Source organism: Bradyrhizobium campsiandrae, assembly GCF_014529705.1.
GTDB classification, from domain to species: domain Bacteria; phylum Pseudomonadota; class Alphaproteobacteria; order Rhizobiales; family Xanthobacteraceae; genus Bradyrhizobium; species Bradyrhizobium campsiandrae.
In genome coordinates, this window is sequence record NZ_JAANIH010000387.1 from 1 (window position 1) to 244 (window position 244).

At 66.0% G+C, this 244-nt stretch carries 1 pseudogene; it reads left to right on the forward strand.

Features of this window, described 5'->3' with window-relative positions:
* A pseudogene (locus G8O24_RS44935) lies at window positions 1-235 on the forward strand (hypothetical protein); the annotation flags it as partial.
* Window positions 236-244: the final 9 nt, after the last annotated feature.

The window sequence follows — 244 nt, forward strand, 5'->3', positions numbered from 1 at the left end:
GTCGTCGAGCCTTGCCGGCATCCAGGCCGCGGTCGCCGCCGGCATGGGCCTCAGCATTCTCTCGGAGATGTCGATCCAGGCAGATCATCGCGTGCTGACGGCCAGGGATGGCTTTGCGCCGATCAACGGCACCGAGCGCGCGTTGACGTCGACCGGATGGCTCTTGCTGGTAACCCAGTGCACCTCTTCCGGCCACACTGCAATTGCGTCCTTGCCGCCGGCCTCGCGCTTGTAGAGCGCGAGA